The sequence below is a fragment of the Thalassolituus marinus genome, from assembly GCF_020320395.1.
Taxonomy (GTDB): Bacteria; Pseudomonadota; Gammaproteobacteria; order Pseudomonadales; family Oceanobacteraceae; genus Venatoribacter; species Venatoribacter marinus.
Window position 1 is genome coordinate 1 of sequence record NZ_JAEDAH010000105.1, and the last position, 26,927, is coordinate 26,927.

21 protein-coding genes and 1 CRISPR repeat array are annotated in these 26,927 nt (G+C 49.0%); of the genes, 9 read left to right on the plus strand and 12 right to left on the minus strand.

Features of this window, described 5'->3' with window-relative positions; genetic code table 11:
* From I9W95_RS17320 to I9W95_RS17360, 9 genes are all read right to left on the minus strand, one after another.
* A partial coding sequence (locus I9W95_RS17320; protein WP_225677195.1) for a DUF4158 domain-containing protein occupies positions 1-894 on the minus strand: 894 nt, incomplete at its 3' end.
* Positions 854-1,591 (minus strand): exonuclease domain-containing protein, encoded by a 738-nt coding sequence (locus I9W95_RS17325; RefSeq protein WP_451923599.1) that lies wholly within the window; start codon positions 1,589-1,591, stop codon positions 854-856. The genes I9W95_RS17320 and I9W95_RS17325, both read right to left, overlap by 41 nt.
* 78 nt (positions 1,592-1,669) lie before the next feature.
* Positions 1,670-2,305: a CRISPR direct-repeat array (repeat unit 26 nt; unit sequence TTCACCCCTGCGTCCGCAGGGAACAC).
* A 58-nt stretch (positions 2,306-2,363) separates the two neighbouring features.
* A complete protein-coding gene (locus tag I9W95_RS17330) occupies positions 2,364-3,431 on the minus strand; it encodes a hypothetical protein (protein WP_225677198.1) in 1,068 nt (355 codons plus the stop codon).
* Positions 3,432-3,443: 12 nt separating this feature from the next.
* Positions 3,444-4,124: a hypothetical protein gene (locus I9W95_RS17335; RefSeq protein ID WP_225677199.1), complete on the minus strand. Its 681-nt coding sequence runs from the start codon at positions 4,122-4,124 to the stop codon at positions 3,444-3,446.
* A complete protein-coding gene (locus I9W95_RS17340; protein WP_225677201.1) occupies positions 4,121-5,938 on the minus strand; it encodes a helicase C-terminal domain-containing protein in 1,818 nt (605 codons plus the stop codon). Before I9W95_RS17340 ends, I9W95_RS17335 begins: the two co-directional genes overlap by 4 nt.
* Positions 5,928-6,455 carry a type I-E CRISPR-associated protein Cas6/Cse3/CasE gene (locus tag I9W95_RS17345; RefSeq protein WP_225677203.1) on the minus strand — a complete coding sequence of 176 codons (528 nt, stop codon included), beginning with the start codon at positions 6,453-6,455 and terminating at the stop codon, positions 5,928-5,930. Before I9W95_RS17345 ends, I9W95_RS17340 begins: the two co-directional genes overlap by 11 nt.
* A complete protein-coding gene (locus I9W95_RS17350; protein ID WP_225677205.1) occupies positions 6,448-7,242 on the minus strand; it encodes a hypothetical protein in 795 nt (264 codons plus the stop codon). The genes I9W95_RS17345 and I9W95_RS17350 overlap by 8 nt, the downstream gene beginning before the upstream one ends.
* Positions 7,243-7,491: 249 nt before the next feature.
* A complete protein-coding gene (locus I9W95_RS17355) occupies positions 7,492-8,154 on the minus strand; it encodes a hypothetical protein (RefSeq protein ID WP_225677207.1) in 663 nt (220 codons plus the stop codon).
* A gap of 228 nt (positions 8,155-8,382) precedes the next feature.
* Positions 8,383-9,138 (minus strand): AAA family ATPase, encoded by a 756-nt coding sequence (locus I9W95_RS17360; RefSeq protein WP_225677208.1) that lies wholly within the window; start codon positions 9,136-9,138, stop codon positions 8,383-8,385.
* A 250-nt stretch (positions 9,139-9,388) separates the two neighbouring features.
* On the opposite strand from I9W95_RS17360, the gene I9W95_RS17365 reads away from it, so the two are divergent.
* Both I9W95_RS17365 and I9W95_RS17370 read left to right on the plus strand, forming a co-directional pair.
* Positions 9,389-9,622 carry a hypothetical protein gene (locus I9W95_RS17365; RefSeq protein WP_225677210.1) on the plus strand — a complete coding sequence of 78 codons (234 nt, stop codon included), beginning with the start codon at positions 9,389-9,391 and terminating at the stop codon, positions 9,620-9,622.
* Positions 9,623-9,915: 293 nt separating this feature from the next.
* Positions 9,916-15,120 carry a hypothetical protein gene (locus I9W95_RS17370; RefSeq protein WP_225677212.1) on the plus strand — a complete coding sequence of 1,735 codons (5,205 nt, stop codon included), beginning with the start codon at positions 9,916-9,918 and terminating at the stop codon, positions 15,118-15,120.
* 62 nt (positions 15,121-15,182) lie between these two features.
* Here the strand turns inward: I9W95_RS17370 and I9W95_RS17375 are convergent, their stop codons facing one another.
* Positions 15,183-16,010 (minus strand): hypothetical protein, encoded by an 828-nt coding sequence (locus tag I9W95_RS17375; RefSeq protein WP_225677214.1) that lies wholly within the window; start codon positions 16,008-16,010, stop codon positions 15,183-15,185.
* A 191-nt stretch (positions 16,011-16,201) separates the two neighbouring features.
* Between I9W95_RS17375 and I9W95_RS17380 the strand changes: the two genes are divergently transcribed.
* Both I9W95_RS17380 and I9W95_RS17385 read left to right on the plus strand, forming a co-directional pair.
* A complete protein-coding gene (locus I9W95_RS17380) occupies positions 16,202-16,612 on the plus strand; it encodes a hypothetical protein (RefSeq protein WP_225677216.1) in 411 nt (136 codons plus the stop codon).
* Positions 16,613-16,614: 2 nt separating this feature from the next.
* On the plus strand, positions 16,615-17,064 hold the full coding sequence (locus I9W95_RS17385; RefSeq protein ID WP_225677218.1) for a DUF3293 domain-containing protein: 450 nt from the start codon (positions 16,615-16,617) through the stop codon (positions 17,062-17,064).
* 3 nt (positions 17,065-17,067) lie between these two features.
* Here I9W95_RS17385 and I9W95_RS17390 read toward each other — a convergent pair whose 3' ends face one another.
* A complete protein-coding gene (locus I9W95_RS17390) occupies positions 17,068-17,985 on the minus strand; it encodes an N-formylglutamate amidohydrolase (protein ID WP_225677220.1) in 918 nt (305 codons plus the stop codon).
* Between the two features lie 11 nt (positions 17,986-17,996).
* Entirely contained in the window at positions 17,997-19,010 is a 1,014-nt protein-coding gene (locus I9W95_RS17395; protein WP_225677222.1) for a hypothetical protein, read from the minus strand.
* Positions 19,011-19,313: 303 nt separating this feature from the next.
* Between I9W95_RS17395 and I9W95_RS17400 the strand changes: the two genes are divergently transcribed.
* From I9W95_RS17400 to I9W95_RS17420, 5 genes are all read left to right on the plus strand, one after another.
* Complete coding sequence (locus I9W95_RS17400) at positions 19,314-19,619, plus strand: addiction module antidote protein (protein WP_225677224.1); 306 nt, start codon at positions 19,314-19,316, stop codon at positions 19,617-19,619.
* A gap of 937 nt (positions 19,620-20,556) precedes the next feature.
* Positions 20,557-21,420 carry a class A beta-lactamase gene (gene bla, locus I9W95_RS17405; RefSeq protein WP_025441399.1) on the plus strand — a complete coding sequence of 288 codons (864 nt, stop codon included), beginning with the start codon at positions 20,557-20,559 and terminating at the stop codon, positions 21,418-21,420.
* A 385-nt stretch (positions 21,421-21,805) separates the two neighbouring features.
* Complete coding sequence (locus tag I9W95_RS17410; protein WP_025441398.1) at positions 21,806-24,166, plus strand: hypothetical protein; 2,361 nt, start codon at positions 21,806-21,808, stop codon at positions 24,164-24,166.
* Positions 24,159-26,282 carry a site-specific integrase gene (locus tag I9W95_RS17415; protein WP_225677226.1) on the plus strand — a complete coding sequence of 708 codons (2,124 nt, stop codon included), beginning with the start codon at positions 24,159-24,161 and terminating at the stop codon, positions 26,280-26,282. The genes I9W95_RS17410 and I9W95_RS17415 overlap by 8 nt, the downstream gene beginning before the upstream one ends.
* Positions 26,279-26,857, plus strand: coding sequence for a hypothetical protein (locus tag I9W95_RS17420; protein WP_025441396.1), 579 nt, complete (start codon positions 26,279-26,281; stop codon positions 26,855-26,857). Before I9W95_RS17415 ends, I9W95_RS17420 begins: the two co-directional genes overlap by 4 nt.
* Positions 26,858-26,927: the final 70 nt, after the last annotated feature.

Consider the following 26,927-nt stretch of genomic DNA (forward strand, 5'->3'; position numbering starts at 1 on the left):
TTCCGCAATGCGCTCCAAGCCCTGCTGGTACCGAGACTGCAGATAGCACAGCAGGTACAAGCATTGGTTAGCAGGCGACTGACGTTTTATTTTGGCGCCGTAATAGTGAATCCGTTCGGCATAGTGCTGCTGATTTTTTTGAGACAGAGAAAGCGAGTCGAGGACAGCGGTCACCTCTGCCATCAGCGGTTGAATGTGGTGATACACTGCAAGTTCTTTCTGCAACTCGGTACCGGTGAAATTGCGCGCGCTGCCGCGCAATTGTGTTAACGTAAGCTGGTCATTACCGGATACCAGTGTATTTAGTATAGCCGTCAATTTTGGGCTACACGCGGCACCGATCTTCTCATGCAGTCGCTGCTGATGCTGGTTAACCACCTGGCTGACGATCTTCTGCAGGGTGCTATAGGCAGGAATGGCGATTTTCTGGTGAGCCAGGAACTCAATGGCAGCATCAAAGAGAGCACGCGCCGCGACCCAGCTTTCAGCGCAGACCAGTAAGTGTTCAACAAGCCGGGGTTGATGCTCAGGATCTTTCCAATTTTCATAATCGATCATGGAAAAAATCCGCTCATAAATGCGGGACTTTTGATCAGATTTCAGACTGAAGCGCCGAAATTTCAGGCCATCGAAGTGATTTTGCGCAATAAATTCCAGGTCATCCCGCATGGATTTAAATGTCGGATTGAGCAAGATGGGCTTGCATTTGAAGTAGCCCAACAATGCGATGGCGATACAGCGATACTTGCGTTGCCTTATTCTGGCCAGCTCAGCACGCTCTTTATCATTCAATGTGAAGTAAAACCGCTGATACGATTCGTTGAAGGACGGGACGCCGTATAAATCCTCGATTTCAGCGGCAGTGAGAATCGATAGTCGCTTGTTTCTGCTCATTCTTTGACCCAAAGGCCGAAGAAGATACTGAAACTTGAGCTAAATTAAAATTAATAGTGGCTTGGAGGCCAGTAAATACGGGGGCTTCAGCGGTTTTTGCAGTATTTGGGGGCAAAATCCCTAGGACCCCACAGAGGATTTTTCGCACATGGGCCGACACTTCCGGCCAGGTTGGTGAGTTTGCTAGAGACTCGGCAGTTATACCGTGTACGCCCTCGGCTTCAGGATCTATCGGCACAGTTGGCCGTACTCTCGTCTCAAATAAAATTGTACCCTGGGCGTCACTGATAGCCAGCTCCAAAATCTGCGCTTTGTCACCGAGGCCGGTTGTCTCAGTGTCCAGGAAAAGCGGGTTTTCACTAAGCCAGTGAACTGCCCTGCTGGACGCTATGGCTTCGTTGCTTTTCAGCTTCGCCTTGATGGCCAAGATTGCCCTGGCACGCATTTGTTTCTCGCTCGGCGGTTTGGTATTACGGGCTTTCATAGGCACGCAATCAGAAATTCTATAAACACCAAACTCCCTGCCGTAACCGTTCTTGTATAACGCCACCGGATCGGCTTCAGGCTTAGGCTTCATCCTAAACTCATTTCGAAGGCGGCCTTTTGAAAAGCATTGATTCTTTTCGATAGCTTCGGCGCGGGCCACCTCCATCTTGTCTTTGCAGGTTTCTTCCACATTTCCCCCTTCATTGGTCACGAAATCGCTTACCTGGCTGACCAAAAGTGTGACCACTATGTTAGTTACCGACTTTATTTTGAACGCTGCAGTACGCCATCCACCCCTGCGCTCGCAGGGAACACCTAACTGACCGATACCTCCAAACGATCGCCACCCATTCACCCCTGCGTCCGCAGGGAACACCTGAAAGTGCAGGTGGTTCGGTATGCGGATGACCATTCACCCCTGCGTCCGCAGGGAACACTCAGACTTTGCCCTGACCGGAAACGGTGCCTACCGTTCACCCCTGCGTCCGCAGGAAACACCTGAAAGTGCAGGTGGTTCGGTATGCGGATGACCATTCACCCCTGCGTCCGCAGGAAACACAACAGGTCTACTTTATAGTGATCAACACTGCCCCGTTCACCCCTGCGTCTGCAGGAAACACCTGTCATCTTCAATTGCGAATATCAAAGTTTCCCGTTCACCCCTGCGTCCGCAGGGAACACCTGAAAGTGCAGGTGGTTCGGTATGCGGACGACCGTTCACCCCTGCGTCCGCAGGGAACACCTGAAAGTGCAGGTGGTTCGGTATGCGGACGACCATTCACCCCTGCGTCCGCAGGGAACACTCAGACTTTGCCCTGACCGGAAACGGTGCCTACCGTTCACCCCTGCGTCCGCAGGAAACACTCGCGCCTGAATCATCAGCCAGCATGATAACGCCGTTCACCCCTGCGTCCGCAGGAAACACTCTTAAACTAACAAGCTGATGTATAAGGGCTTCCGTGCCCCGTTAAAATCCACCAGTATTAAGCGAGGCGCTGAAAATCGATTTCCGCCCTTTTCAGATCGGCGCTGGCCTGACACCATGCCTCATACGACTGTCTCAGCAGATCATCCTGCAGATCAATACCATCCATTGCACTCAGTCTGAGTTCACCAGTTTTAACCGGCTTCAGGCTGCTTTTCGATTCGTAACGTAAAACATCCCACTCAAATGCAACTTTACCGTTGTTATACGCGGATTTAGCACCCAGCTGTGGGTATCGCATAAACTGCACGAGCGCTGCCACAAATAAGCCTGCCTCCATCATCGTCACATTGTGTAGTGTGATGCTCTGCTTGAACTCGGTCCCGGCGTTGAACGCTTCATACCCTGGCAGCGGACGACGGATGCCGGTAGCACCATCATCGCTCCCTCCCTTGTTGAGGACGCTTTCCTGCTCCTTCAGGGCCTCGATCTGGTCTTTCAGGAGGCGTTTGCTGGCCGCGCTGTCTGCCGTCTTCATCTGATCGTTCAGTGCGCGAATCTGTGATTTGATGTCAGCCTTATTGGCCGAGGCCTCTGTCTGCCATGAGAGCAGCTCAGACAGACGCTGCTGGTCAGCAGCGTCCAGATCGTCCACCAACTCCGGCGTCACTTCAAACATGATGCGGCGCGCACCCTGACCGTAGTACGCAACGCAATCCGGCGTGATCGGGTACGCATTGCCTACATCCATCTTACCGGGCAACTTCCAGCGCCCCAGGATAGAAATGCCTGGATTGACTGCACGCAGGTCTTTATCGCCATCGATCATGCCATCTCTGTCTTTGATGATTCCGTCAATGTCCGTACCCTGTCCCAGCATGAACGCACTGGCCAGATTCAACTTGCTACCCGACGCCTCAGCGGCTTGCGCAATTGCCCGAGTCATCGCATGACGCAGCGCACCTCGGATATTCGATGCTGGCCAGTAAGGCTGCGCCTGTTCAGACCGTCCAGCGCGTGGCAGACGATGATTTTTACCTGTCTGCGCATCTTTGTGCGTCACTGTCAGCGGTTCTTCAGCGAGCATTTTACCGGTTAAGAAAATTGTGTGTTTAGCGTCGTTCATCAGATGCCTCGCTCAGGAAAAATAATGTGAAAGAGATTTTACAATGATGCGATCGGGCGCAAAGCCCAGCACCTGCTCTTTGTGGTAGTACGGTGGAGTCAAGCAAACAGGCTCCGGGTTCTTCAGTCCAAGTTGCTGACCATATTTCAGCGGCAGTCGCCGCAATGCCTTTCCATCCTCCACGTATGAAAAATCACCAGGGATAACGCGAGCTGATACGAACTCTCCGGATGAGGCTGTACGTGCATCGGTTCCGATACCAGGCAGATGCTGCATAAGCAGCTGTCGGATGGCACCGCCATCGCCAACCCCATGGAAATGCAAGTATGGTGCAAAATAACTTTGCCTCTGCGTCAGGCGTTTTTTTGTAGGCCCGCCAGCAAGCAATATCGACTTATTTTTCGCAGCAAAGATTTCACGCGTCAGCTTGTTCCGCAGATCGTCTACGCGCTGAATGCTGCCAAGGGACACACCTTCCTCGGGTGTCACCAGCATTGTCATAGCACTCGCCTTGAACACTCCGATCTCTTCATCAAACGCAAGGTACTCCCTCATACATTCAATGACTGCAGCTGGCTCTGAGATATCCCAGCGCGAACCTATGCAGTAGTACAGCAGTGCATCCAGCTGGATGGCATCATTGGGGATCACGAATGGCGTTCCCGGTTCAATTATCAAATGGAAAGGCGTCATATAAAAATCTCAACCTCCTCAGACTTAGCGCAACCAGCCTCAGAGAGGTGCTGAGCCCTCATGTAATCGCGGAAGAATCGCTCAGGGATGGCATCGCGGAAAATCGTGTTGCTTCCCTTCGCCCCGGCATCCGGCATTCGTTTATCCATGATCAGGAATTCACACTCATCATGCTCAGTGCGAATTCCCCGTCCGATTGTCTGCACAAACCGACGTACTGATGTCTGCAAAGAATCCTGGAAGTACCAGCTCTGCACCTTGGATGGATCAACCCCGATCCTGTCAGCCCTCCATTCAACGTCACCCATGTCTGGCGGCGGAGAAAACGGCAGTCGGGTAATCATCATTTTGCGGAACCGTTGAGTTCCATCGCTCGCCCGTATATCGGTACCGACCGCTGCGCGGGCGGTTACCAAGACCACAGGGTCAGGCGTCTCCGCAAAACTCTGAATGACCTTGCTCATCGAGGTGCCTGGCCTATCCTCAATCACGGATACTCGGCCAAGAGTGCGAATCGCCTCAGTCAGCCGCTCAGTTTCATCGTGCGAGCCCGTACATACCAGCATGGTCCCGCTGATATTCGCTGCGCAAAACCCGATGAATTCTTGCGACACGACCTCGTTCTTAATCGCTACCGGACCACGCCCGAGCGTGAACGATGCTCGCCCATAATCCTGCGGCTCGTAATGCCCATAAAAGTGTGGGGCGTCTGATATGCCCAGTTTTTTACACAGCCATTTTGCGGAGTGTTCCTTTTCCGATGTGATGTCCAGGGTGCCGGACAATAACCAGACGGATGCATAGCCATCAATGCGGGCGGCAAAGACTCGGGCAGCGAACGTGGAGAGCTGCAGGAGGGTAGCCTTCCCCTTAATCACACTGATGGCCGCATTGCGGGCAGACAATTCAAAGAATCGATACAGCTGTGTTACGAACGGATGATCACCGAGTGATTCAGCAGCCACTTCAGCCAGATTCGTGAGCGCGAGCCACACATCCGGCATACCCATCAGGAAATGGATGCCATCACCCAATCGCTCGATACCAGGCAGCAGCTTATCAATGGCCTTCCCTATCTCTGCATTCAGTGCAGACTTCCGGGCAATCGCATTCACCGATATGCGTCGGGAATACAGCATTTCTGCCGTGTGGATTAGCGCATCCGCCTCATCCACAATCAGACGTCCTTTTATTCTGAATTTCTTAGGCAATGAATTGAATCCAGAGGTCGCGATCAGAGTGATGTGAGACACGATGATTGCATCAAGATCCTGCTCATTCTCGCGCTCAGCCACTAGCGCTCGGCTGCTTTTATCATCCGCAGAACAACAGATGTCGTTGGCCGTGATACCAGATGGAAGCTCTCCGAATTCGGCAATAAAGTTCTGAATCAGATTGCTGTCATCGGAGGCATTCGCGGCTGCCAGCAATTCATTCCATAGGCGGGCATCGTCTTTATCGCTGTCGGCTGTGTAAGCGTCGAAGAGCACAGACACCCTGTCGGGTGACAGGTATTCCTGCCGCCCAAGCCTGAGGCCCGCCTTGATGGGCTTAATGCCCAGAGTGCCCGCGTGCATATTAATATCATCGATCGATGACATCACCTGACGAGCCAGCTGGTGGTTCGGGACAGCGACCACCACTGATCCACCGGACTGAATGTGCGCAGCCAGATAAGCCAGCGTTTTACCGATACCGGTACCGGCATTGAACAAAGCCAGCCCTGTACTGTTGTTAATCAGGTCATTAAATAGTCGCTGCTGGACAGGCCGGTCAGCCCCTCCCGTCAACGACACGACAGAATCAATCAGCATAGGCAGATTCCCCCAGCAGCAGCATACCAAGCCCGAATGAGCGCCGCTTGCCAACACCGGTCAACAACAGCTCACGAAACTGCTCAGGATTGCCGATGATCGCCTGCCCCGTCACGCGCACGATGGGAATGTAGTGTTTCACCCCTTTCTTTAATGGCTCCCATTTACGCTCACCCCAGACAAACTCAATATCGGTCAAGCCGCCATCCTGCAGAGCGCGGCGGATGGATTGTTGAATCTGCTCCGGGCTTTTAACCAAGCTTTTGCGCCTGGAGCCATCAAACGAGATCACTTTTTCACAGCTGTAATCAAAGCTGAATTCAACAGGCCCGGCGCTCACTAAGGTCCGCTCACGAGCTTCGTTAAACGGTTCATCGCAACGCACATACAGATATCCCCCCAGCTTCGCGCACTGTAGCCTTGCGGCTTCGAGCTGATTAACCTCCCGGAAGTCCGAAATCAGCTGGTGGATCTCGTACAGGGTTGTCCTGGTTGTCGGAAATAATACTTCAAACATTTTTCATCGCCTGGGCTACTGCGATCCGCATTACAGGATCGGTTGTTGCTGCAATCAGCAGGGATTTGACATTGGGCTGATCTTTTATTGCCAAAGCCATGTTTTTCGGCGTTATACGGCCATTGGGGGCGTCACGCATCAGCTTGATCGCCAGCGTCCGCGCTTTTTTATCCATGCTAGATGCAATGTTCAAGCACTCCTTAATGGCACCGAGATTGAGTGGTGACACATTCTCAGCAGTGCATAAAAATGCCTTTTCAGCCGAGTAAGAAAATCGCAGGTTGCGCACGAGTTCGCCTTTCTTTTTCCCAAGATCAGTAATGAACACAGCCGGATACTGCCAATCCCTGGTGTAGATACGTTGATAAGCATCGGATAGACTTGGGTACTCATAGGTGTTCACAGGGAAGGAACTGGGCAACTTGTCGGCAATTTTCTTTGGTGCCATGAGTGTAACCCCTGCCTGGTCAACTACCACCAGAACAGAAGCCAGCATCCCGAATTTATTCGGTACCACACCTCCGGAGTTGCCAGCGGCACGCTCAACACCCATCACATCAGCATTGGACTGATAGAGCGGAATGCAATCCTCGCAAATGTGCAGTTCGCGGCCATAACCATCTTTAACGACAGCTGCCTTGCAAGGTGTTGGCCAAGTATCTGGTTTTGCGGCACAACAATCGCAGGGCGAATCACGGGATACAAGTTGGTATTCGATATGCTCCAAAAGCCAACTGGTCAGCTTACGCGACACAAACTGCCACGGCGTAACGCTGGGTAAATCCATATTACTCTCCGAAATGACACAGGCCCTTAAACCGGTGACTCATTGGTACTGAATTCAAAGTTGTCTGGATGATTCGCATAGCGATCATCGATTCTGTCGTTGTGCCCAGCATTCTGGCCCTGGTCATTGTTTAAAAGTTATTGATCAACATCCAAAAGAAGTTGAAGACATCACAACGGCAAAGATTTTAATGGCAGTAAAGCAGCAACTGGAATAATTCAGGCCGCCAACGTCTCACGCATTAACTTCCTATCCTGAGAGGCTATCCCAAGCAATTAGAAATGCCACATAGTCGCGCTCAGACTTGAATCCAACCGCTTCGATTTTCGGAAACACACGTGCATTCCACTGCTTCGCGCATTGACGCATCTCCCAAACAAACCCTGTCCACTCCTCGTTAGATGTTGATGGTTTTCGCTCAATAACATACCGGTAATCATGATTGATGGCCATGACATCTGCGTTTCTCCAGAGGTCCAGCTTGCTGGGAGTTCGCTTTCTTTCCAGCCACCACGCTCTACCATTCGGGCCATCATTCCCCACACCATTAACCCAGAAGAAGTCCGTTATACCGAGAGACTTACAGGCCTTCTGCGCGCGCCACTTATGCACCCAGGGCTTGCCGCTGCCGGAGACAATACGACCATCCACGAGGGTTACTGTCTTTACAGGGCATTCCGATTCATTAAACCGGCTATCGATCTCACTCTTCATTAGGACCGGCGGGCGTGATCTTGCCTCTGCCAGCGCGATCTTGGCCTCATAAATCCGGCTATGGATAGGCATTGCATCAGACAGAGGGGAAATCAAAAAGGATTTATCTGCCTTAACCCAGACGACATCACCAGATCTGAAGATCGCAACAGGTCTTGCTTCATCGAAGTCTGGTGAAATGGTGTGTGTCATATTCATGGTAGGGTCCGAAAGTTCTTTGAAAAGAACATACGACGGATAGCAGGGCCGTCAAGCACCCACCAGAGAATCTGAAACAAAGCACCTACGTGTTAACCATCCAAGGCATGTCGCAACCCCAAAATTGGAATTTCCGGATTAGGGAAAAGAAGCGCTTATGATAACGGTATAACCTCCACCGCCAAACAGGAGTTCAGAATTGTACCGTGCGGAAAGTGCAGCCAGGATCTATTGGCGGCGTTTCTTAAGATTCTGAAAGTACTCTTCTAACAATTTCACATCACGCTCTACGTCCTCATAGGTCACATATCCCGCCCCCAAGGCGATAGCTTTTGAGTGGCCTGTAAAGTTCGTGCTACAACGATCGTAAGCTTGAGTAATTGTCTGGACATCCGGCTCCGATATATCAACAAGATAGCGGATATTTGACGGGTGAATCTCTCTACCAAATCGTTCCACAACCCCTTTAACCAGCCACTCCTCGATTAGTTGCTCCCAGGTTTCTCGCATCTTTCCATAGAGGTTTTTGGCTTCTTCTGCAAAATCTTCGTGGCATAGAGATTCAAACTTTTTAAGTTTAGGCAGAGCATTTTTTATCTTCCCTATTCTTCTGCTTGTAGTCTCAGCATTCCATGGAGGACTTTCCTGGGGGATGCCTGTCCTATTCTCGCCTCTGGTCAGTCCAATAACGTGAGCATCCGGGCATTCCTTTTGCAGCATCCATAGGAAAGGAATATCATGCGTTAAGACAATCACTTGGCGCTGATTTGCTTCTTGCGAAATTCTTTTGGCAAATCTTACACGCCAGTTGTGGTCTAGAGAATTTACTGGGTCATCAAAAACGATTCCTGAATTTCGATTGTCGGCTCTCAGCTCAGCAAGAAACCCGGCCAATGAAATACATTTTTGCTCCCCTTCGCTAGGGTTATGAGCCCGACGAGCTACCAGGCTGCTCCATCCCGCGCTAAAAAGGTTCTGACACAATCATCAACACTTGAGCAGGGAGTGTTGGTTGCGGGGGCCGGATTCGAACCGACGACGGTTATGAGAATTACGACAAGAGATCATCATAACCATTCTTAAATTACACTAAACCATCAAAACCGCCGCTTTAAGCCACTTTCCAGCCCTGCCGTTTTCAGGTACAACTACATCCCAGAACGTCATTTATCGATTTTGGTGGCACACGGAACTCGCGATTCAGGCCACCATCCAGGACCCTAGGGGTACGGAATTGGGCACAGAATCTCTCGCCAGCAGCAGCTCAGAAAGACCATCAACCCGCCCCTACGCTGGGCATATCAGAGAGCATCTGATCCCCTATTTCGAATGGGCCGATCGCCACAATCTGCTGACAGAGGCTCTGCTCGTCCATCAGCTGTTGGGACTGAACAGTACGAAAAGTGCCTCCACTAACATGACGACTCTGGCTGATGAGTTCAATGATCCGGATGTCGCCGTTAAATAAAGTTTGATTATTTTAAATATAGTTTGATATTTAAAAACAAAGTCTGATGAAAATATCAACTACCTGCCTTCCCCGCAAGAGGGGATATGTCCGATACGAGCAAGCCACAGGAGCGTGATTAGCTTACCTGGTCACGGACAAATTTTGAACAAACTTTATTTTAGTGAGTCTTGCAGTTGGTCGTCGTCTGCGATCATTTTATTATCAAACTTTAATTAAAAACTGATCATTATTCTCTCTAAAAAGGCAGATTTATTATCAAACTTTATTCATCTGCCACACCGGAGTCGCGTTTGATACTGAATAACTGGCTCAACGAACCAGTGGTGGATTCACTGGTGCGATTCGCTACTGCAGTCAGCAGGGACACTGCAATCCAAAAGCAATTTCCTGCTGTAGGCCATCTGGGTTCAACGAAGCGCAATCGTGATAAGTTCAAACATCCAACCCAACACACGCTGCTATTGCTGATCAATCCGTTACATCACTCCACAGATCCGGACATCACGAGTCTTCGCCGTCAATTCAGGCTATGGCTGACCATTCAGGACGCTATTCGTCTGGTGGATCATGGTTATCACGGCGATCAAAAACTGGTACCACTAATTCGCTCATACGTTCTCGGTAGTGAAGACGGAGAAAAATGGGCAATTATTGACTCGCTGCTAGCGCGCACACGGATCGAGCAGAAGCGTTACGAGCTGTCATTCTGTGGGTTCAGTTTTGCTCTGCAGGCTGCCGCCAAATTCCAGCAAGCCAATAGAATCCAGCCGTCCGGTAAAGCTGAGGCCGATTTCCTCCATCGGGTGTTGGCGGTGGCTGCCGGCGAACTGCATCCTCCGGAAGCAAAACCCGGCTCAATCTCTACAACGCCTCCCAGCATTCTGGCCAGGTTGCGCCAGCAACCCATCCTGCAATGGCTGACGACTCCCAGTAATGACGACACCCCGGTAGAGATTCCACTGGCAGAACCGCCATCAGCCGATACGGATAGCCCCGACGACGAATCCGATCTGTTATTGCTGGTTCCGGTCGAACCTCGCGAGAGCCATGCCCGTAAAACGTTATCGGCGAACAGTGTATTTTTGCAGACGGCAGCTGCGGCTAATTTCCTGCCATGGGAATGGGAAACACCTCTGCCAACTGAACGCGACGAGCTGCAGCAATGGATCAACACAACACTGAGCTCAACGCAGACGGTCGATGCACTGGGGGCCGCCATCTGCTGGCTGGCGTGCCATACCGGTCGCTCATTACGACTGACACTGGGATTTTACATTCAGGATGAGCCGACTGATGACTGGGCCATCAGTCCCGATGGTCGGCGGTTACATAAAAAGGTCACTCACCGTCAGAACGCTTGGCGTCCGAACGATGCTCAACGGGAGCTGGTTACCCCGTTTATGGATATGCTGGAGTTTGAGCTACCACCACCTGTGACTGATGCACTGGTACGCGCAGGCCTGGCAGTTCGAGCACAGTACCATTCCCTGCAGGATGCCTGGGTCGCATTAGCGGACGAGCAAGCTGTGGATTCGTGGTTTAATCAAGCTCTTCCCCAGCCACTGCAACGTCTGACGGGCGGTAAATTGCTGGGTTTCAATGCGCTGACTGTTTTTGAGCGCACCGGAGACCACTATCTGGCCCGGATAATGAGCGCTCACCCTCGCTCAGGATTACCAGGAGCCTGTGGCTATTCCGCCTGGGACATTAAAGCCATTGAACGTGGCACCGATTTAACGCCAACCGACTCATTACGCGACGCACCAGCGGACACTCATGTACTCGGCAGTCTGCTGGCGGCTCAGGAGCCGCAATTGGTGGATGCCATTGAGCAGGCCAACCAGGTGTTGCGCCAGCCTGCCGACTCACTGGCACAGGCACACAACCGCATCGCGATCTATGTGGTCACTGCGCTGTATGCTGCGACCGGCAGCCGTTATCTGAGCGATCCGTTCGAACAACCTAGCTGTCTGGATCCGGTGCGGGGTCTTGTATTTATTAACGATAAATCCGATGACGCCAGCCACGATGGCCGGGTAGTGCCACTGCCCACTGGTATCTCTGCATTAGTTAAACAGTATCTGGCACATCTGCAGCAACTAGCCGAGGCGCTGACAGACAGCAGGCCATTACTGGCTCAGGCGATTCAGAAAATGCTCAGCGGCACTGGAGCTGAACTGCCGCTGTTTTTTACGCTCAGCGAGGAGCTGTGCTGGAATAGTATGAATGCAAACGAGGTGCCGGGGGCTGATCTGTTTGCCTGGCCGCTACCCAACAACCTGTTCCGCCACCGCTATGCACAACAGCTGCAAAAGTTACAGGTACATCCGGAGGTAATTGACGGCTGGATGGGACATTCGGAGCGGCATGCACACACCTGGGGTGACCGTTCACCCCGCTGCTGGATAGATGATGCTGAACAGTACCGCGATGCCATTGAGCGGGCATTTAATGCGCTGCCGTTTTTAACCGAACTGCCAACCACGGCGATACCCGATTATTCAGCGGTGTCAGACGCTATATCCGGTGATACTCCTGAGCTCTGGACGCGTCGGCTATTTGGTGCAGAACAGCGTAAGCGACAACGCCGTATCGCACTGAACAAAGCAATTAAAACAGCGCGCGCTGAAATCGATGCAGTGGCCAAACAAAGGCCACTGTCAGAGTTGGGCGCCGATGAGATCCAGCGACTGATCGGACAAATGCTGTCGGGCAAACAGCAGATCGGCCACCATTTTGCGGCGGTGCGGTTAAATGTGCTGCGTAAGCGGCTGGCGCAAGATGGCGGTGATCATCAGTTCGTATTAAAGCGCTATCCGGTACCGGTATTGCGGGAACCTAATCCCCTGAAGCCCTTTGTCATAAAAAGCCTCGGATTATTGCCGCGACTGCAGGAATGGGCGCAGGGCATCACCAACATCAGCACAAAAACAGGCCGAAGCGATGCTGCCGTATTGGGGGGATTATTGCTGGCGATCCAGAAACGCATCGGCTATGGGCGTCTGTTGAACGATGTGATGCAGGGTTTGAATTTCCGAATCGTTCAGCACCAGCGGCGCAATTATCTGGAATATTCTGAAGAGCTGGAACAGGACAATCTGCACGCGCCCGTGCAACGTCATGAGGTGAGCTATCGGGTGGCTAGCTTGCTGGCGTGGGGCCAGGCTGGCAAAAGCCAGCCGGATCCAGCTGTGGGGGCTCAGCATCCTGCCGTGCTCGAATTAAAATCCGTGCTGGAATTGCCGGCTGACACCGAGATAACAACCGTCGTCAACGCTGTGGCAACCGTCGTTAATCAGGTCAATCTGATCACTCTGCCGGGCATGGTAGCCGCAGTATTGAGCGGGCGAATTTTAAGCTGCGCGTTACCCATGCAGGATCAGATCCGACTGGAAGGCAAAAAGCCGGTGGCCATCCGTGCTGAGGCTAATGACGGTGAGGACAGCGGTACCACGGATCCAGAATTATTCGTTTTGAGCGGGCGCTATGCGACAGCCGATAACGACGCGCTGAAAGAGCACGCTAAACAATTCAAACGAGCACTTCAGGACTGCATCAGTCGCTATACGACATCTGACGCGCGCCGCATAGCCGATGAGGTTCAGGCAATAACCAAACAATTCGAGGGCAAGGTCAGCACAGCCATGCTGCTGTTGGGTCATTGGCTATGTCATGTGATCCGACGGGGCAAAGGGCGCGGTAAGCGATTCCAGCCCCTGGCAAAGTCCAGCGTTTCCACGTATTTCGGCACTCTGAATATGCCGTTTCTGGAATTGGCATTTGATGTCGACTTGTTATCACTGGATGAGGACGAGATCACCGATCTGTACCGCAGCATGCTGGAGTTCAAACGCATCCGGGATAATCAGATCGGTTATCTGGGCGACCGACTGTACAGTTTTCATCGGGTCGCCCGTAAGGCCGGGGTAACGGATCCCGATTGGGCTGAATTATCACTGGGCGATGAACAGCGACGGGTTCGGCCAGGATTAATAACCGAAACCGATTATCTGCACAGCCTGACGCTGATTAAACAGCAATACCCAAATGATGATCAGTGGTTGCTGCTGAGTTTTGTGCTGATGGCCTGCTACCGTTTTGGGCTGCGCAAAAATGAAGCCCGCTTTTTATTGCGTAAAGACTGGTGCCAGAACGAAACACAACACTGGATTCTGGTGCGCAACAATCGTTACCGCCGGTTAAAAAATGACGGCAGCCGCCGGGCAATACCGCTGTTGTTTGAACTTACCCCGCCAGAAATTGAAATATTGGATCGGGTGATGACGCGCTATGACGCCATCGCAGGACAGGATCGTAACCAGCCCATTTTGTGTGATCTGGTAAGGGGGAAAATCCAGCCCAGCCCTTTAATGGAACTGATTTCTCCCGCCCTGATCCGGGTGATCAGAGAAGCAACCGGCAATCCCACGCTGGTGCTGCACCATGCCCGCCATGCATTTCATAACCGTATGGCGAGTGTAATGCTGGGGATTGGCACACCGGCGGCGGATAAACTGCTGGAGGGGTTGGATGTGGAAGGGATACAACGATGCGTGTTGGGGAATCAGCATGATCTTTCCCGCCGTTCGTCCATGGCGCTGGCGCGTCTGATGGGGCATCAGCACGTCACTACCGGTATGGTGAGCTACAACCATCTGTTGTTGGATTGGGCTGATCGGCTGGTACCAGCAGCATCGCTTCGGACACGAATTATTCCCGGCGCCTTGCAGACTGATGTATATGAAAAATACCAGCCACCGGTTCAGAACACGCCGCAAAGCCTGAGGTTTGAACCGCCAACCCTGCTGAACATATTAAAAATGCTGCGACTGGTATCGGTTGGCCGCTCGTTCGCTCAAGCTGGTGCTGCGCTGGGATTAAATCCGGACGTAGCAGTAGCGGCAGAAAAAGTATTTTTTAATGCCAACCGCAAAATGTGGTTTAACAAACGCGGGGAAGATGCACGCATTACCGGTGAGGACCACCCCCATGCGTTGCTGCATTACATCAACCACGATGCCTGGATACGCATGCTGGATAAAACGGCTGCAATGTCAGATGCCGCTTTTTCAGAAATAGAATGCGCACCTAACCTGGATAGCCTGCCATCGCTGGTCGGACGCCAACGGCAACTGTTGATGGCATCGCAAGAGCACTATCCGCTGGTGAAAGCCGTGCTCAGAATGTTTGAGGTTAATCCTCAGCACTACAGCGTGGCGGCCGCCAACGACAATGAAAAAATAACCCGGCAACTGACCGAGCAAGGCTTCGTGGTGAAACCCATCGATAAGGCTTCATCCGCCAACACCCGCCTGATACCGGATCCGTTCGAGATTATTGAAGACGGAGAATGCATCGGTACCCGCAGCCAATATGGGGTTCTGATGATCCACCGGAATGACCAGGGCTGCCTGCGCAACAGCAATGAGCTGGCGGTGGCGTTTTTGAGTGTGGGGGTTTGCAGGTACCATTGTGAAATTGAAAACCTGCGATAGATGGTGAAATTTTCAGGAGAATTCTGAATTGAAAAACTGACTCATCAGGCATGCTTCAAAATTCAAGCAAATAGAGAATTATCGGTTTCGCTGGTTAATAAAAAATCTCCACATTTTTCTCTGCACTCACGCAGCCGAGTGCGAAATTTACCCCAAGGCCCCTTCCTTCTACCTCTAAGGCGAGCCGCTAAATTACTTCGCACCTCTGGCGATAAGAGCATAAGGTCGTCCAACCTACAGGAGTCTGCAATACAGGTAGGGAAAAATTGAGGTGGATACATAGGTTGGCCGGATATGAAAATTAGTTTATCGACAAGAGAAAGCGCCTCCATCTCTTTGATTATTTCTAATCTAATAGAGGATTTTCTGTCATTATTGCAGGCCTCAGCCATTACTCGTCTAATTTCACGCTCACGAGCATATTTTTCTTGTCTAATCTTTTCAATTCTTTCTCGCTCGGCTTTTTTAATGGCTCGCTTTTTACTAAGCTCCAAATATTCACTGTAATTTCTTGCACCCAATCTAACCCGAGAACCTAATGGGTTATAGTGATTATAGGAATTTCTGATAATCCATTCAGATACATTATCAATAACTTCAATCGAAATATTGCGCTTAATAAGTAGCCTGAAAATAAAAATGCATGAAGCAGCCGATCCACCAATCCAACGGTGGAATGTTTCTAAATAAGAAACCCCATAGATGAGACTAATCAGGTCATCATCTGACAGGTCCGAACAAGTTTTTTCCCAGAACAAACCACCGGCTCTATTTATAGAGTCATATCCAGAAAAGCTGCTTACAATTTCCACATCTGGAAGGTCATTGTGTCGAATATTACGACCAATTTTCACCAGCCTGTCGCGGATAAAAAAAGAAAGAATTTCCATAGTGTCACCACTGAGATCAAATCGCTGCACCTACCATTACTGCCACAGCCTAGAATTTTCAAATACTTTTGTCTCAATCCTAAAAAATACGGAATCAAAATCCATTAGAGTAGTAATAATTAAGGCATTGAACTTATACCGAAAGGCATATACATTGCAAGCAATATGATAAAGCATAATGGGTTAAAAATATGGCTGTACTAATCGACTTCTTCAACATAATCGTCCCAATCAAAACCATCGAGAGAAAATACCCAGGCGGCTGGAATGCCTGTCTGAATGACCATAAACACGCATTAGGGCATACGGTCTGGCATGATGACCACCTATTCAGAGATGGAGCAATGAACTCTATAGACTTTGGGAAAATCATTGAGTTTTGGGAGGGTCTTGGGTTCAGAGCCTTTGCACCTGAAGATACAGACGAATTTGAATGGCTCGACTTCTGCATAGTTAATGCACCCTTTTACGATTTCGATAAGGTTTGCCTATGGCTTGAATTTGAAGAGTACGCTGTCCATCATGCGTATTACGCCAAGGGGAAAACCATCGGGTATGAAAATATTGATATTAATGAATTCATGGCCAAAATGAAAAAGTAACGATGAGAACCAATATAATTTACAACGCTAATACAAAACTTCCTGATGAGCTAATAAACGCATACTTTTATGCTGTATTCAATGTGTTTTTTAATGGCAAATTGATTGCGTTACAGATTGGCCAAAAATCGACAGATTTACTTGATATCTACAGAGCTACAAAATCTGATTGCTTTGCATTCGTAACAGCCTTCAATCCTAATGGCGCTTTGAACAGCCAAGAGATAAACCGGAGTATGCAATCCAGATTGATTCAGGCCGTTTCCGTCATGGGATATTCTTTTTATGAAGGCTTTGGGTGTGATATCAATGGTGAATGGCCAAAAGAAGATAGTATTTTTATACCAAAAATAGATTTTAACACAGCCTGCGATATCGGGAATAAATTTTCACAAAATGCTATTGTTTATGGCGATTCCTATGCAATCCCAAAGCTAGTCATTTTGAAATAATTTTTAGTAGTTGCTGTGCCACCAATAGCTAAGTTCCGGTGGAATAACACCATTTACACGCTCAGCAAGCATTCTGCTAAGTCGTCTTTGGTGATGTTGCTGAGGTGTGACAGTCCGTTTATCCTTCGATATAAAATTCCAATACACTTCCACCATGATATCTTCAAAATTATTTTTGAATCGATACATACCACTCTTTCTTTGCAATGGATTAGGATTCAAGAATAATTCCTTTGAGTAGACAACCTCGAAATCTTCTAGGTAAATTTTTCTATTTACTTCAATCATCAATGCAGATACGCGCTTATCATCGATGAATCTACTTGGGATCAAGCAACCAGCGTAAGGGTAGTCAATAGCAACAGTGTAACCGCATTCCCTAAGCCGACCTGATATGAACTCTACAATTTCTGGAGGCGTGTTTGAATCTGTCAATCCGATGCAAATATCCGGGCGCTCTTGTGAGCAACTTCTTTCATACTGAAATGGCTTATCTGGAAATGAATGTGCATCAATGAGCAAACAATGTTCGTGCTTATCGATTGATTCCTGAATAGCAGCCTCTAGTGCCTGATGATGTGGGTAGTAGTATTTCTGAAGTATGCTCTCTCGCTCTTGCTCCGTGAGTGGGCGTCTTATTTCATTACCAAAGGCTCCTTTGGTGTATATGACACCCATCCCAAATTGCGACATATACTCTTGTGCATCATCAACAAATCTTTCTGTGTCAACATAGACTCTGCTAACTTGAGCGACTACCTTCTTGGTGTCCTCGAATGAAAAGATTTCATCTGTGAACCAATCATTAAGAATAAGCATTTCGCAAGCCACAGCCCATTCAGGTACGGTATAAAAACGCCAACCGTCAGCAGGAATGTTGAACGATGAGTGCGGAATGTTGAAAACGATAGGCATATCCATAAAACACCCTCTTAACGAGCAAAAGAATCTATAGGCAAAAATTCATCATCAAGATCAAGACTATCAAGATCCATACAGTCAACAAAAGTAAAAGTTATGACATTAAATGGTTGTTCATTCGCATCCGCAAGAACAACTCTAATCATTTTACTTCTTGCCAAATAAGTAAAATGTTTTTTATCCGAACAATATACATCACTAAATTTTTCTCTGAGTTGCTGATTAACTTTTTCTTTGTCAATTTTTTTCCAATCATTACTATCCATATCGGAGAACTTGTATTTATAAATCAATGAAACGCCGTCTGTGCCAACGTCAAATAGGGTTGTATTAGGTGCTACACTCATTGGTATGCTGGCTTTCGCTTGCATTACGATCTTATTAAAAAGCTCTTTATCGCTCATTAAATCTTCTTCATCAGTGTTAAAATAACCAATCACAGATGAAAGAACTGTCACGCCAAACGCTGCTGCAAGCAATCTGTAGAATACAGTCAACCCATCATTACCCTTAGCTTCCAATAAACCACTTTTATTTAACTTGAAAGAAGGTAGCGCGTTATTTTGTTCTTTCAATGCAGGGATGGCTTCAGGCGTAATCATTTCTGGCTTCTCAATACGTTTTAAGCTAAACCCCTCCCAGCTCCAAAATAAAATACATACAAGAGAACTAAATATAATAAATGATAATGAAATGACAGATGGAACCAGAATAATGTATCTATCATCAAATAATTCAGAATCTGTCAGATAAAAAAACATCAACACAACAACTGATGATATGAAGCCGACCGATATTGACGTTCTTCTTACGCCTTCAAAGAGTTCATTACTAATACCAAACAAAAGTGATTCGTCAAATAACTTTTTCCATACATAAGAGGCGTAGGAGGCCAAAACTACAGATATCAGTCCCAGTGCAATAGGTATAGGATGAAGTGTTATCTCAAATACAAGATGAGCAAAATAAATGAATAGAGGAATCAGAGACACAGTCAGTCCAATTTTAGATAGCATTTTCTTCACAAATCATCTCCATTGTAGCTATTTTGGTTGAACTGACGCCTGGGCAATGCTGCACCATAACAAGTGAGTCATTCTAGACCCAGCAACAGGTAAGTGCCATAAGATAACTCGTCAATCATTATGATGTAGTGCTGAACATCTCTGCTAGAGGACTGTAATCCCCCATTTTTAACGGAATAGAATCCATCATTTTTCGGGAGGGGATTACATATCGCTCAACATAGGCATTCTGCTGTGGGTTGAAAATTACCGGATGCTGCTCCAGACAAGTTCAGCAAACAAACGAACGAAGGAAAACGAGAGATGACCAACACAGCGACCAAGCCCTTTGATGCGGCTGAGTATCTTGAGACTGAACAAGACATTAAGGAATTCCTGCGTCAGGCTGCCGAAGACGGCAATACCCAACATCTGGTTCACTGCCTGGGTGTGGCTGTCCGCTCCAAAGGCATGAGCGAAGTCGCCACAAACGTGGGTGTTACGCGCGCCAGTCTGTACAAGTCATTCGCAGAAGGTGCCAACCCAAAACTGGACACCATTAACAAAGTGCTGGGGGTGCTTGGTTGTAAGCTCAGCGTGACTGCAGATAATTCACAGAGCCATGCGTAAAAACCTGCTCAAGCTCTCTGACACATCGACCTGCCATCTTGCTGATCTGTTCGCCTGCCCTTATTCTGTATATCCATACAGTATCAAGTGGTAGCGACACATGAGCATCACCATTATTGGCAACGCCATCGAAGGCCCGGTAACCGCGGCCTGGCGTGTGCCGTTGTACACCGAACGCGTCCCGGCTGGCTTTCCCTCCCCAGCGCTTTTCCCATATTGCTCTTTTTTGTCAATGTTCTGAAATCTATTAATAAATAACGAAAAAATAATAAGATAGTAAGATAAATCTCGTTCATACCTACTTTTACGGCGTTGACAACTATCACTCGGTCGAGTTTTTTCACTGATCCCCGCTGGGATCCCCTAATTGGTTGCCTTAGCGCTCATCCGAGCAAAGTTGAGTTAGGCTAGTTAACTAAATAATATAAATGGCCTTGTCCGACTCAGGCGAGACGGAACAACTTCGGTGGCCTCGATAAGCGCTGGCCCACTCCGAACCGTGAGAGTTTTTAAACAAACTGGTAAAGCAGACGCAATTCTCTTTCACTCGAAGCTGCTTTAAACCGCAGGTCGCGACCCATAACAGACGCTAATTCTTTAATCGATATTCGTTTTGATGTATCGTCGCGAGCAGGAAACACCTTCCTTTATATCTAGGGAGCCTCTGAATAACTCTGCACAGCTCTGCGCGAGTCTTTCCGGGCTGCAGAGCAAGGCGGCGAACGCAGAGAATGGCGAGCCCTTTTCAAGTTCGCCAACGCCGCTATACGGTCCGGAAAGCCGCGCCCGATGGGGATTGCAAGAAAGTCCTGACTCGGTGTCGCCGGGTTTTGACAGAACCCGCAATGCCTGCAACCCGGCTTCGTGATTCAGAACTTTCCTGCAATCCAGAGCGGGCACCGAGTTATTCAGAGGCTCCCTAGGAAAAAACTATCGTATGTACTCCAAATTTGTTGTTTTTGTATCGCTGTTAAGCAGCTTAACCCTCAGCATTCCTGCCAACTCTTCTCCAGACCTGATAGTCAACAGCATCAAAGAGGTAGAGCAAAACCTGGGTGCTAAAGTAGGAGTCTCAATCTACAGCGTTTCTGATGGTTACCTTTGGCATTACAACGGCGATTCACGTTTTCCGTTGATGAGCACCTTTAAAACTCTTGCATGTGCGAAATTGCTCCACGATGTTGAAACGGCGAAGCTGTCGATTGATCGATCTGTGAAGATTGAGGAACAAGACCTTATTACTTGGTCGCCGATAACAGAAAAGCTTGTTGGAGAGAGCTTTTCCCTCAAGCAGGCTTGCACGGCTGCAATGGTTATGAGTGACAACACAGCGGCTAATATAGTACTGGACGGTATTAGTGGCCCATCTGAATTGACCTTGTTCATGAAAGAACTCGGTGATGAAGTAACGCGACTGGATCGTATAGAGCCTCATTTAAATGAAGCGCGAAGCGGGGATGAGCGTGATACAACAACACCTAACGCGATTGTAAAAAGCCTCGGGAAACTGCTTTATGGCGAGAAACTCTCAAGTGGCTCTAAAGAACAATTAATTGAATGGATGGCTGGCAACAAGGTGTCCGATAGCTTGTTGCGTTCAGTGCTACCAGAGGGGTGGTCAATTGCTGATAGGTCGGGTGCTGGTGGTTTTGGGTCTAGGGGAATCACCGCTGCGATTTGGTCAAATGAACAGCAGCCATTAATTGTTGCGATATATCTCACCCAGACTGAAGCTTCGTTTGACGAGAGAAATAAAGCTATTGCCAAAATAGGTAGAGAAATTTTCGCTTCTTATAACTAAGGCAACTTGGCGGGTACTAAGCACCTCAGCATCATAAGATGAGAGGTGTTCTTTCAATCTTCCTTTATAGCGGCAGCTAAATCGCAGCTAAAGACATCGATCAGGCCGCTCCGTATGTCCGCATTGTGCCGACTCCGGTATATGCGCAGGAAAATCATCTAACGTCCGGTTCCGGAAATTTCAGTTGGCTCTGTTAAAGCAACAGTGAGCGTATGCCCTCTCCCCCTTTAACGCTGCTCCTCAGAGACGGCTATACGGTAGTTATCTGCGGCCGTAGTTGAGCAGTGTGGTCATTTAGCAGTATCTCGCGCTATAAAAAACTGTATGTATATACAGTTTTTTATAGTAGGCTTATCTTGTAGAGCAAGGTGAGTGAGATCTCTTTATGAGTCGGGTTTCCCCAAAAAGTTTTCCCCAAGGTATCATTACGAAAGGCCACACAGATAAGAATTTCCAGTTTCTGGTTCTGTCCGGTAATGTTTTGCTTCTAATTCAATCTCACCTTGCTAATTTACCGCCGTCCCAGCGGCGGAGCGCTAATAGGGCTGTGTTCTACTTCGAATGTTTCCTGTGGCTAATCAACCATCCACCTATCACAAGCACTCTAGACCTTCGAACAAATGCTTTTCTGAGCATTCAGCGCCTTTTCTATGGCGCGCTTTACTCAAACTGTTTTCTGGCTGCTGAAGTAAAATACTCAGGCAGACAGAGACTTGTCCGGTATTTCTTTAAACTCCTCGCTGAGCTGTCTAAATCGTCTCCTATCAATATTTTTGTATATTCAGACCTTACAGATAGCCAGGTCCGAGAATGCATCGCTCAGTTTGAAGCTATTGGGATTGACCCTGTACGAGCAGCCAAGCTCATGGGGTGGCAAGTCGCAGACAGAAGCGCGAACTCATTTCGATTAAAGATGGGAGCCATCTTCGATGTTTTTGGGCCTGATTTTACGATGGAATTACACCAGGAGAGTAAGAAGCACGCCTTGGCTCATAGTCATTATAGTAACTACGCTAATGTGGTCTCTCGATTTGATGATTTTCTGCGCTGGTATGACGATGATCCGATAGACAGACCTTCCTTAAACGCTCACGTGCTCCAAGATCCAGTCTTTGTATATCAGCTTTTCTGGAGCTTTCAGCGCTGGCATTTCGAAGGGTACTCCGAGCGGAGCCAAACCCAACCGACGGAACGGGTGTTGGCAAACCTTCAGCGCCAATGGATCAGAATCATCTGTTGGGCAAAGTCTGTTCTGGTTAGCGGAGGGCTTATGTGTTCCCCGCTTGGCGATGTGTGGCCCGAAGGGAGCAAAAAGCTCACTCGATTCCTCCATGAAGTAGGCCACCATCGATACGCTGATGGTGAATCCCTTGTATCACAAAAGCTTTTGACCCAGATCCCACTGTCTGTCACAGATAAGGAGGCAACGGAGCTTCTATTCAGACAGATCGAAGACGACTTCAATAAAGTCGTTCGGTGGGCTCGACGGGAGATTGATCACATAGCTCATCGTTTGAACGTTATTGATCAGGCCTGCGATCAAGGGGATCTGATAACGCTAGGTTCTCGAATATCTGCTCGGGCTTATGGCCAGCCTGTGATGGGGATGAACAGCCTTATCAGAACTGTAAAAGAAACCCACAACGGATTTGCAATCATCGACCACGCTATGCGCGGCCACTTGGTAAGCGCAACAGGGAGTTCTTTTTCAACATCGGAGTTAGCGGCGAATCTGGCTATGCCGACGAAGTATGCGATTGCTCCCATCGCTCTCTGGCTAGTAGCGCAGCATCCCGTTCTGACCGAGGCATCTCTATTGAAATGCGAGTTATTCGACCGAAACGGTAAGCGAACCGGCTTTGTTAAGACCGACTCTGGATCTGTGCTTGTTGTGAAGAAAAACCGGAAAGGGAAGCAACAGGAGGTTGTACTGAGCGACGACGCAGCTTCGGTGGTCGAGCTGCTTATCCAGATCACGGCCCCGGTTAGGCGCTATCTCAAGGAGAAAAGGGATGATGCCTGGCGACGATTGTTCATCGTCGCGGGTGGTCAGGGCTTTCAGGAACCTTACACTTTCACAAACCAGACCAGCTTCGCCAAGATCCTCCGGCAGAAAGCCTTTATACAAGCTCATAGCGCCGAGTTAGGAGACATGGTCTCCGTATTGTCGCTGGCCCGGATAAGGGCTACCGCAGGTGTTCTCGTCTACCTCAAGTCGTTAAGCATAGAGAAAATGGCAGAGTCACTAGGCAACTCGAAACGAGTCGCCATGAACCATTATCTGCCGCCTACCATCATGCAGTTTTTCCAAGAGCGGTGGGTCAGGATTTTCCAAAACGCGGTGATTGTCCACGCTATGAAGGACTCTCCTTATCTGCTTGATGCAACGGACTTTAGCAGCATGAGTGAGTTGGATATGTTTCTAGAGGCGCATGCCCTTCGAACGCCGCCTGAAGAACCCGAACAGCTGAGTAGTTCCTCTGAGCAAATATCTGGTTCGTCAGATCCAGAGATCGTTATTTCTATCGATGAAGGCGTTCTTGGTGTGCTCCTCTCGCTAAAAATGGCCGTTGAGCAAGCTGGCCCACGTGCGGCGGGAACGGCTGTGTACTGGAGCCAGTTCGCAGCGAAGATAGAGGCTCACATTGAATCTGATGGTTATCTAGATCCATATATCCGCGGTTGTCTAGTTAAGGCTAAGGGGATAGCGAATCCTCAACAGTTTGAGGGTCTAGTCTATGGATGATAGCAGCGCGCTACCTCGCGAATTGGACTTCATAACGCGATCAGTCGATGCGGATCTAGGACTATTCCGAAGCGCTGAATGGCTCAATTCGAAGTTCGATGACCCAGTATGGAGCGCTCGTTTTGCCGAAAATGGCAAGAGAGACACTGTTATTGATTTCAGGGTTAGGCTCGATGATGGGCTACTGCTCACCCACCCAAGACATCACAACCTTTTGGAAAGCATAAAGGCATATTTATGTCTGTCGTCCCATCCGTTGGCCACCGGAGGCAGCCAGCTTGCCCCGAAGACGGTACAGCAAAGGGTTCGTACGACCTTAGGTATCATCGACTACTTTCTCCTGAGAGCCGAGCATTTCCAACTGGCATCCCATCAGTTCAAGCTAATTACGCCGCATGACATAACTGAGTTCATGGCTGTGTTGGCTACTGATCAGTACGCTAAGAACAATCTCTACGCTGCGCGTGAAGAGCTACAGCGTTTCCTTCGCCTCAACAGCCATCAGGTTACGAAGCTGGAGACACAGTACGTTCTATCAAAGGTTCCTGGAATCGCTATTGTTGATGATGTAGATGAGAGCAACCTTGGCTTATCAGAGTCGGAGATTGTTGCGGCTAGGATTTTTCTGTGGATCAACGGAAACTACAAACGCATACCGATTAAGGCGGGTAGTGATGGGCATTCATTTTTTAGTCATCAAGTTTCTCCAAACAGTATCTACTCTGAAATTTATCATGAGCGAACTTTAGTGACGCCTAAATTCCGGGGGCTGGTGCTGGACGAGCTCCACTTTAGCCCATCCGAGAAGACCTTTAGAGAGTATCCCATGGTTTCGTCCATGGTTCTGTATGATGATCCACTTCCCTCTGAGGCTGGGGTTGATTTCTACCGACAATCGCTTAAACCGATGGAACTCCTTAAGCTCTGTGGGCTGGACCATATCAACCATCTTTCGCTAACAGCCTTGGATAATAGAGCTTTCCTCGGGCAACTTAAGATGAAGGGCACCGGGCGTTACCGGTCGCTGCCTCGGGACGTCGTATTTTCATCGTTTCGGAACGCAGTGGAGTTCTACTTAGATTTGGGTCAGGTCCTTATCGATGGATATCTGGCCTTGGCGCGAGAGGCTGATGCACGTGGATGTGCCATCGGGGATTTGACCCAATCTGAAACGATAGAGCTGATCCCAAAGAGGTTGCGAGACATCGGAGTAAGTATCTGGGATCTCTCGGCAGATTTTCGCGGGCAGAACCGTGGAGGCGGTAGCGCTCTGTTTTTTAAGCGGTTCAGAGAGAATGAGGGACTGCTCCAGCTAATTGAGGTACTTTATGGTGCCATCTGGATAATACTCGCTGCGCTTAGTGCCAGACGTTCTGGAGAGCTTAGGGATCTTAAGGCAGATACCTGCCTTGTTAAGAAGTCCCATGGCTATTATTTACAGTTTGACTTGCGGAAACGGAACTTCGGCAAGACTCGTGAACAGGTCCTTCGTCCCATTCCCAATGTCGCGGCCCGGTGCATTCTGAGCTTGGGTGATCTTCGTCAGAAGCTCTCCTTGCTTAGTTCAGTTACGATTTCAGATAGGCTGTTCAGCAAGCCTCATTATCGCGAAGTTGGCCTGTCTGCGATGGGTTCAGTAGACGCGGCCAAGGTGCTAAACCGCTTTTCTGACTATTTCGAAGTCCAACAGGACGCTACTGGGCATCGTTATTACATTCGTACCCATCAACTTAGACGCTTCTTCGCTATGACATTCTTCTGGGCCGGCGGATTTGGCGGCCTAGACACACTTCGGTGGTTTTTGGGTCATACGAATGTCGAGCATGTTTATCACTACATCACAGAGACCGTTCCAGGAGAGGTGTTGCGAAGAATCGGTGCCGAATACGCATCTGATGCACTTCTCATAGGGCAGAGCAACACAGAAGATCTGGGTAATCTCCTACGTGAGCGTTACGGATTGTCATCATTTTCCATCATGCAGTCGGATGAAGTCGCAGACTATATCGAAGACCTAATGATGGAAGGGTTGCTAAAGATAGAGCCAGTCTTCTTCGACACACCGACAGGAAAGCGCCATGAGATCCTCTTTAAAATCACCGGAGAAAATTCATGAAGAAAGCATCACGGCAGGTGTCTGCTCAGCTTGAGATTAGCAACAGATCTGTTCTTTCTCGCGTTGAGTATCTCGAATCGATTATTCACTCACCCGCCGAGCATCAAGAAAACATAACACTTTTGATCGCTTTGAAGAGCCAAAGTGGACTTGCAAAGCTGGCGGTTAGCGAAGCTTTTATTTCTCCTATGTCTCTCAATACGCTTAAGAACAGAGCGAATGACATACTCCCTGGTGGGTTTACGACTATTGATCACCTGAGACGCCAGGCCGCAAAAGCTATTCACGATTCAACCGTAGTCAAGCCTTCATCGTCCTCTATAACCAAGCAGGACCTCAAAGATAAGATTAAGGCTCAGGAAAGGACCATCTCTCAGTTGTGGGATGAAATCGCACTGGTTACGAATGTTTTTAGAGAATCAGTAACACTCGCCCAACAGTTTGCCGAGAAATGCCCAGACCCGGCAGATCTGATCCTTTTCAAAAAGCGCCGTAGAGAGCTGCTTTTAATGTTCTCATTAAGCAAGCGGCCTCAGACGCCTTTACATGAGAGCCCGTCCAATGCCGAAGGATGAGAAACTCTATAATCTAACGAGCGATGTTTTCCGATTACCTTACGGGGTTGATCGAAATAGCCACGTCCTC

Coding starts and splice junctions, on each gene's coding strand:
- I9W95_RS17385 (WP_225677218.1), top strand. CDS start 16,615: ATGAGAACCAATATAATTTACAACGCTAATACAAAACTTCCTGATGAG.
- I9W95_RS17350 (WP_225677205.1), bottom strand. CDS start 7,242: ATGGATTTACCCAGCGTTACGCCGTGGCAGTTTGTGTCGCGTAAGCTG.
- I9W95_RS17415 (WP_225677226.1), top strand. CDS start 24,159: ATGGATGATAGCAGCGCGCTACCTCGCGAATTGGACTTCATAACGCGA.
- I9W95_RS17335 (WP_225677199.1), bottom strand. CDS start 4,124: ATGACGCCTTTCCATTTGATAATTGAACCGGGAACGCCATTCGTGATC.
- I9W95_RS17400 (WP_225677224.1), top strand. CDS start 19,314: ATGACCAACACAGCGACCAAGCCCTTTGATGCGGCTGAGTATCTTGAG.
- I9W95_RS17330 (WP_225677198.1), bottom strand. CDS start 3,431: ATGAACGACGCTAAACACACAATTTTCTTAACCGGTAAAATGCTCGCT.
- I9W95_RS17390 (WP_225677220.1), bottom strand. CDS start 17,985: ATGGATATGCCTATCGTTTTCAACATTCCGCACTCATCGTTCAACATT.
- I9W95_RS17420 (WP_025441396.1), top strand. CDS start 26,279: ATGAAGAAAGCATCACGGCAGGTGTCTGCTCAGCTTGAGATTAGCAAC.
- I9W95_RS17380 (WP_225677216.1), top strand. CDS start 16,202: ATGGCTGTACTAATCGACTTCTTCAACATAATCGTCCCAATCAAAACC.
- I9W95_RS17375 (WP_225677214.1), bottom strand. CDS start 16,010: ATGGAAATTCTTTCTTTTTTTATCCGCGACAGGCTGGTGAAAATTGGT.
- bla (WP_025441399.1), top strand. CDS start 20,557: ATGTACTCCAAATTTGTTGTTTTTGTATCGCTGTTAAGCAGCTTAACC.
- I9W95_RS17410 (WP_025441398.1), top strand. CDS start 21,806: ATGAGTCGGGTTTCCCCAAAAAGTTTTCCCCAAGGTATCATTACGAAA.
- I9W95_RS17355 (WP_225677207.1), bottom strand. CDS start 8,154: ATGAATATGACACACACCATTTCACCAGACTTCGATGAAGCAAGACCT.
- I9W95_RS17345 (WP_225677203.1), bottom strand. CDS start 6,455: ATGTTTGAAGTATTATTTCCGACAACCAGGACAACCCTGTACGAGATC.
- I9W95_RS17340 (WP_225677201.1), bottom strand. CDS start 5,938: ATGCTGATTGATTCTGTCGTGTCGTTGACGGGAGGGGCTGACCGGCCT.